The following is a 7,117-nucleotide window of genomic DNA, read 5'->3' as shown; positions in this document are numbered from 1 at the left end:
AAAGTTGTTTCCAACTTTTTCAACAAGCCGTTGGGACGGAATTTTATACTCGAAAAATAACCAACATATAACCCTCTCAAAAGTTGTGAATAACTTTATGATGCTTTACATAGGAGTGGCTGTTATGTGATGTTTTTTTCAATCTCAGTTAATGATTTATTAAAAATTTTGCAAATCAGTTTATCAAATTCTTCCTTTGAATCAATTTTTTCATTAAAAACTTGGTTATGCGAGTCGGAAAAATTTAAATAAACTCTCTCGGTATCAAAATTTCTATCTCTAATGATTTTCAACTTATTTAGAGACCATCTTTTTTCTTCAATTTTTTCTGAATTCATTGCTTTGATAATCATATTGATAACTTTACCTGATATATCATTCCCTGGAATGGTTTTTAAATATTTATTGAATTCAGTATTATAATTGGATGAATTTAAACTTTCATCAGTAAGCAATATTGGATTATTTGATATGATATGTTGTTTGTGAAAATCAGTTAAAATATATTCATATTCAGAGAAAAGACTGTTTTTAATTTTATCATCTTCTGCATTGTATAATTTTACAATTGAAATTGTTTCAGCAGGTATTTTTAAACTCAAATAAGCAAGTGCTTTATGATGACCATCTAATATAAATATTGTATTGTCATACATATAATGCCCCGTATTTTCAAACGTTATAATTTTAGGTCTTCCACCATTTCTTATTATTTCCTTATAATAATTTACTTTTTCTTCTGAAATATAAGAATAAGGTTGTGTAAACATCATACTATATGTGACTGAATTACAATAAATATAGGAATATATACTTGAACCATTTACATTGCTATAATTCATATTTAATTCATTGTAATCCTCATTATTATTAATAAGTCCGCTCTCTAAAACTATTTTATACTTACCCGATGCAAAAATATTTAGAAATGAATGAATTTCACTTTTCAATTCGCTTTCACTACCATTGATTAATGTATCATTGAACTTATATAAATCGTCTATTCGTTCGTGGTCTTGATTTAATTGAAAATAATTACAAATATCTTCTTCACGATCGTACCAAAAATAAACCGCAATTGGTTTTTTTATCTTAAGGCAAGTAACAAATCCATCATCAATTATATCAATAATGTTTTTTCCGTTTTCAATTATTATTGTTTCATTCATAAAATATCACATAACTAGTATATAATAGGTCTGATAAAATCAGACCTATCACCCCAAATTTAGAGAGATAGGTCTGACTGCGGTCAGACTTTGTTTCAGATCAAATGTATAAATATTTTTTTACAAATCATCAAATGGACTTTTTATTTGGTGAATACTTTTCGTACTTAGATGAGTATAAATTTCAGTTGTTTTAATACTATTATGACCCGGTAATTCTTGTATACATGCGCGAACTGACCTTCGATATGAATCCTTTTTGGTTAAATTACTGAAAGTTCATTTCGATAATTTATATGCAATAACTAACATACAAAACCCTTTTTAAAATTCTTTACGGTTTTCCACATAGGCAATAAAAAAAGATGCCTAAGCATCTTTTTTTATGTTTGTTTTGAAAACAAAATCATCATTAATCTTAGAACCAGATTGTTCTTCAATCAATTTGAAAAACTCAGAAAGCTTTATATTTCTAGCCTCGCAAATTTTTTTAAGAGTATTTACAGGAATATTATAATTTGATCCTTCGATATTAAGCGAAGTGTTTTTAATTTTTCGAACTATGCTTTCTTCAATATTATGATCCAATGCAAATGACCTCTGAGATTTATAAGATTTAATCCAGTTATTGAAAATATAGTTACAAATAATGTTGCTAGTCTCTGTCATTTATAGCAAAGAAAAGGCAATGATCAAAAAATAGTGCGTACTTTAGTGCGCATTTAAAAGTATTTTGTTATATTTGTTATATTATTACAAATATGTAATGTATTTTTGCGATTCTTCATATAAAATATTTGAAGCATTCGCTTTGAATTTCGTCTTAGAAAACTGGTAATTTTAAAAGGAACGAAATAATAAGTTAGATGCTCACGTCCCATGGCGTGGGCTCACTTATTGTTCCCAGGTATACCAGTACCTCTAAGACAGTAAGCTGAGTTCCATGCCATTTTTTATGTGCAAAAGTTACTCCCTTTTATTCTTAGCAAATCTTCTTTTTTACAGTATCGTAAATCAATCAATTAATTGAATTAGTTAGTTTGGAAACGCACTGCCTGAGTTGGGCTGCAACTGGCAACGGCAGTGTACTTTCCTAAAAAAAAATAAATTCAAAAACTTTTGCACCCAAAAAAAGAGTGCTCTCAAGATCTTTGGTAACAGCAATAGCGCAAATCGAAATAATAAATTGAAAAACAGCAAACAACAACGAAAAAATGAAATACTATAAAACTATAAAAGTTACTTTAATTCTAGCTTTAATTACACTGATAATTTGTTGGCTTTACGGTTCCGATGCTTTTATATAAACAGCAATAACGAAGAAAAATAACTATTTATTTTCATATCACACAGCTTGCTTCGATGTGACAGCACCTAATAATATACAGATAATGCCTATGACTTAAAAAAAAATTAGCGCTTTCTTAACTAATCACAAAAAAAGGCCCTCTAACTCTTCTTGCCGGACGAATAGAGGACCAAAGCAAACTAAACCGAAGTCTAACTAAACCAATTCAAAAGTATGAAAAAAAAATCATTTTTGAAGTTTTGGACAACTACTCAACTGTCCAAACTGTACTGCATCCTTTTCCTGTGCTTCATAACAGGATTAAATGCGCAAACACGATCTATCAAAGGTAAAATTACCGATGATACCAGCACAGTTCCTGGCGTAACCATAAAGGTTAAAAATAAGCCAACAACAGCATTTTCTGATGAAAATGGAAACTACACCATACTTGCAGCGGAGAATGATGTTTTGGTTTTTTCCTATCTAGGCTATAAAACGATGCAAATTGTAGTTGCAAATCAAGCAACTATCAATGTAAAATTGACTGAAGATGCAACCACTTTAAAAGAAATTGTAATAAATGCCGGATATTATTCTATTAAAGAAAAAGAGCAAACCGGTAGTATTGCAAGAATGACTGCAAAAGACATCGACAAGCAACCTGTTACAAATGTACTAGCTGCAATGCAAGGGAGATTGGCAGGTGTCAATATCATTCAAGATGGGGGAACTCCCGGCGGTGGTTTCCAAATTAAAATTAGAGGTCGTAACAGTATTCGCCTTGATGGAAATGAACCATTATACATTATTGATGGAGTTCCCTATTCAAACGAGTCCATAGGGAGCGTGAATACTTCAACGGCATTACCAAGCCAAGCCAGTCCGCTCAACAGTATTAACCCCAATGACATTGAAAGCATCGAAGTATTAAAAGATGCCGATGCGACTGCAATTTACGGCTCAAGGGGAGCAAATGGTGTGGTGTTAATTACCCGAAAAAAAGGAAAATCAGGCAAAACAAACATTTCAGTAACGGCCTCAACAGCCGTTGGTACAGCGACTAAATTTGTAGATCTGATGAATACGCAGCAGTATTTGTCGATGCGTAAACAAGCATTTATCAATGATGGAATTCTAATATCGGATACCGATTATGATGTAAATGGAGCTTGGGATCAAACTCGATATACCAATTGGCAAAAGGAATTATTAGGCGGTTCAGCAACAATCAATGACTTTAGAACCAGTATCTCTGGTGGTAGTGAAACAACGCAATTCTTGATGAGTGGGAATTACAGAACCGAGGGGACAGTCCTTCCGGGAGATTTCAGGTACATTAAAGGAGGGATTCTTAGCTCAATAAACCATACTTCTTTAGACAAGAAATTTAAAATCTCTTTTTCGGGAAATTACACGGCACAAGATAATCTACAAGCAGCGACAGATTTGACGTTAACAGCGCGTTATTTGGCACCAAACGCTCCCGCACTTTATGATTCAAATGGTAATTTAAACTGGGAAAATGATACCTTCGAAAATCCTTTGGCACCCCTAAAAAGCACCTACCGTGCGAACACTAATGACTTAGTAGCCAACAGTGTGTTGTCTTATGAACTACTTCCAGGTTTAGAAATAAAATCAAATTTTGGTTTTACCGATTTAAAAACCAAGGAAGTTCGAACGATACCATCCACCATTTACAATCCCGTTTACGAAGTTGGGAGTGACAATTCATCAATGTACTTAAACCTTACCAGCAGACAATCATGGATTATAGAGCCACAACTAAGAGGTTTCAAAAATTTTGGAAACCACAAATTTGATGTGCTACTGGGGATGACTAGCCAACAGCAACGTACAGAACGCCTATTCCTATCGGGTATTGGTTTTGCAAACAACAATCTGATTAACAATTTAGCTTCTGCAATTACAAAAAACACAACCAACAGCGATACCTTTTTATACCGTTACCAAGCTTTTTTTGGTCGCATCAATTACAGTTACGACGAAAAATACTTTTTAAACTTTACAGGTCGTCGGGATGGATCCAGCCGATTTGGACCAGGCAAACAATATGCTAATTTTGGTGCTATTGGAGCTGCATGGATTTTTAGCAAAGAAAAATTCAATCCAGAAAATAGTAAAATGAGTTTTGGAAAACTCCGTTTTAGTTATGGAACTACGGGCAATGATCAAATTGGAGATTATCAATTTTATGATACCTACGGTACAACTGGTGCAAATTATCAGGGCATAATTGGGTTACAACCTACACGACTTTATAATGCCGATTTTGGATGGGAAACCAATCGTAAACTAGAATTAGCTTTAGAAACTGGTTTTTTTAAAGACCTAATTTTTAGTACGCTAGCGTTGTATAAGAATCGTTCGTCGGATCAATTGGTGGGTATTCCTATGCCAGCTACAACAGGTTTCTTGTCATTGAATGCGAATCTTGATGCTACCGTTGAAAATTCAGGTTTTGAATTTTCCGTACGAACCCTAAATATTGATTCAAACTCTTTTAAATGGTCAACAAACTTCAATGTGGCCGTTGCAAAAAATAAATTACTTTCTTTTCCGAATCTTTCAGGTTCTACTTTTGCAAATCGGTATGTGATTGGCCAATCCATTGATATTGTAAAATTATACCAAAGTAAAGGTGTTAATCCACAAACAGGATTATACGATTTTGAAGATTTAAATGGGGATGGAAGCATAACAGCAGGCGACAAGCAAATTAGCAAGGACTTATCTCCTAAATATTTTGGAGGTATCCAAAACCAATTGGACTATAAAAATTGGCAATTGGATTTTTTATTGCAGTTCGTAAAAAGAGACAATTACGATTACATTTCAAATGTTCCGGGAGGTGGTCCAGTAAACCAAAGCAACACTAGTGGTGACGCTTGGCAGCAAATTGGGGATCAAAGCAGTTCGCAACTGCACACTACGGGACTAAATGGTGCTGCGGTAAGCGCTTATTACAGGTACATAGAAAGCGATGCTGTAATTACAGACGGCTCTTTTATCAGACTAAAAAATATATCACTTTCCTATGATATTCCGTTACAAGCGACCACTAATGTAAAGTGTAAACTTTTTATTCAAGGTCAAAACCTACTCACATTTACATCCTACAAAGCAGGTGATCCCGAGTTTAAGTTCTCAGGATTCCTCCCTCCCCTAAAAGTGATCAGTGGCGGAATGACATTAAACTTTTAATTCTAAAAAAAATAGTAATATGAAAAATTTACAATTTATAATGGTACTATCAAAGCCATTCCAGGTGTATCGCATTCTTTTGGTTTTGGCACTGATACTGTCTTCAAGTTCCTGTAGTGATTTTGTAGAGGTTCCATTGCCTAATTCTCAGCTTACAGGAACTACAGTTTTTGAAAGTGAATTGACAGCAAATGCAGCAATGGCACAAATCTATGCACAACTTCGTGACGGTGGCATACTATCTGGATTACCTACTGGTGCATCTGTTAGAATGGGATTGTACGCGGATGAATTACAAGATTATACCAACTCTACAATTTCCCTACCTATTTACAACAATGCGCTTACGGCTGACAATGCTACAGTGGCGTCACTTTGGACTTCAAGCTATAGTCAAATATATAATACAAATTCGGTTATTCAAGGAGTTGAAAATTCGACTGGGTTACCTATTGCGGTTAAAAACAGAGTGTCGGGTGAAGCACTATTCGTTCGTGCTCTAGTGCATTTTTATCTGTTGCAAATTTATGGTAGCATCCCCTATATTACAGGAACCAATTATGAAATTAATAGAAAAGTTACGCGTAGTGCTGCGGATGAAGTCTATGCAGCAATCGCGAAGGATTTAGAAAGTGCCAGTTCTAGATTGCCTGAAAATTATAGTTCTTCGGATCGTGCCAAACCCAATAAAATGGTGGCCAAAGCCATGCTGGCAAGAGTATATTTATACATGAATAAAAATACAGAAGCAGCAAATGAAGCAACTACTGTTATCAATAGTCCGCTTTATGCTTGGGAAACGGATTTAAATAAAATTTTTCTAAGAAATAGTAAAACTACTATTTGGCAATTAGCATCAGCAACAGCGGTACGAAACAGTAATGAAGGTACAACTTTTATTTTCGTATCAGGACCGCCACCAGTTTGTGCGCTTCGTACCGATTTTATGAATGCATTTGAAACAGGCGACCAACGCAAAGTGAATTGGACAAAGTCAGTTACCACCGGACTAAATACTTGGAATCATCCTAATAAATACAAACTACGTACCGCAACAACAAGTTCGCAGGAATATTCTATTGTTTTGCGCTTAGCAGAACAATATTTGATCAGAGCCGAGGCAAGAGCCAAACGAGGCGATTTAGCGGGTGCAAAAGAGGATTTAAATAAGATAAGAACGACTGCTGGTTTACCAATAATTACATCATCTATCGCCACTGAAATTTTGTCTGAAATTCAAAAACAACGAAGATTTGAGTTTTTTACGGAACACGGCCATCGCTTTTTTGATTTAAAGCGCAGTGGAACAGTCGATGGAGTATTATCTGTTTCAAAACCAGGCTGGAACAGTTCCGATGTTTTGTGGCCTATTCCAGAGCTAGAATTGAATGCAAATCCAAATTTACAACCGCAAAACACAGGATATTAAAGT

The 7,117-nt window shown here is 34.4% G+C and carries 4 protein-coding genes; 2 read left to right on the top strand and 2 right to left on the bottom strand.

The features are described from left to right. Positions 1-122: 122 nt before the first annotated feature. Together ACNQF8_RS14980 and ACNQF8_RS14975 are read right to left on the bottom strand one after the other, a co-directional pair. The gene (locus tag ACNQF8_RS14980) at positions 123-1,169 is read right to left on the bottom strand and encodes a hypothetical protein (protein ID WP_417953879.1); all 1,047 of its coding nucleotides are present in this window, start codon (positions 1,167-1,169) and stop codon (positions 123-125) included. Positions 1,170-1,538: 369 nt separating this feature from the next. Beyond that, entirely contained in the window at positions 1,539-1,838 is a 300-nt protein-coding gene (locus ACNQF8_RS14975; protein WP_417953878.1) for a transcriptional regulator, read from the bottom strand. 853 nt (positions 1,839-2,691) lie between these two features. On the opposite strand from ACNQF8_RS14975, the gene ACNQF8_RS14970 reads away from it, so the two are divergent. After that, positions 2,692-5,685, top strand: a complete 2,994-nt coding sequence (locus ACNQF8_RS14970) for a SusC/RagA family TonB-linked outer membrane protein (RefSeq protein ID WP_417953877.1) — start codon at positions 2,692-2,694, stop codon at positions 5,683-5,685. Between the two features lie 19 nt (positions 5,686-5,704). Next, positions 5,705-7,114 carry a RagB/SusD family nutrient uptake outer membrane protein gene (locus ACNQF8_RS14965; protein WP_417953876.1) on the top strand — a complete coding sequence of 470 codons (1,410 nt, stop codon included), beginning with the start codon at positions 5,705-5,707 and terminating at the stop codon, positions 7,112-7,114. Positions 7,115-7,117 lie beyond the last annotated feature (3 nt).

The organism is Flavobacterium labens, assembly GCF_048286755.1.
Taxonomy (GTDB): domain Bacteria; phylum Bacteroidota; class Bacteroidia; order Flavobacteriales; family Flavobacteriaceae; genus Flavobacterium.
Note: the sequence above shows the minus strand (reverse complement) of the source record. Positions and strands in the feature narration are given on the sequence as shown.

Excerpts from the sequence above, each read along its gene's own strand:
- ACNQF8_RS14980 (WP_417953879.1), bottom strand. The coding sequence starts at position 1,169 with ATGAATGAAACAATAATAATTGAAAACGGAAAAAACATTATTGATATA.
- ACNQF8_RS14975 (WP_417953878.1), bottom strand. The coding sequence starts at position 1,838 with ATGACAGAGACTAGCAACATTATTTGTAACTATATTTTCAATAACTGG.
- ACNQF8_RS14970 (WP_417953877.1), top strand. The coding sequence starts at position 2,692 with ATGAAAAAAAAATCATTTTTGAAGTTTTGGACAACTACTCAACTGTCC.
- ACNQF8_RS14965 (WP_417953876.1), top strand. The coding sequence starts at position 5,705 with ATGAAAAATTTACAATTTATAATGGTACTATCAAAGCCATTCCAGGTG.